Raw genomic sequence first — 278 nt, forward strand, 5'->3', positions numbered from 1 at the left:
CGGTGCCCGGTACCCCGGCGCCGGGATTGGGTGGCAACTGATGAACCGGTGGTCGAAAGCGGGCGCAGCAGCGCTGGTCGGTGCCGCGGTGATCGCGGTGGGTGGATGCGGTACGCAGGGACTCCAGTCGGTTCCACTGCCCGGTGGTGCGCCGCTGGGGGACAACCCGCGCACGTACAAGCTGCAGTTCCTCGACGTGCTCGACCTGGTGCCCCAGTCGACCGTCAAGTTCAACGGCGTGCAGGTGGGCCGGGTCCAGGAGATCAAGGTCGCGCCCG

The 278-nt window shown here is 69.4% G+C and carries 1 protein-coding gene; it reads left to right on the top strand.

Going from position 1 to position 278, the window contains the following annotated elements:
- Positions 1–40 precede the first annotated feature (40 nt).
- A partial coding sequence (locus SB754_RS19945; protein WP_410784116.1) for an MlaD family protein occupies positions 41–278 on the top strand: 238 nt, incomplete at its 3' end.

This window comes from Leifsonia sp. SIMBA_070, from assembly GCF_046534635.1.
GTDB lineage: Bacteria > Actinomycetota > Actinomycetes > Actinomycetales > Microbacteriaceae > Leifsonia.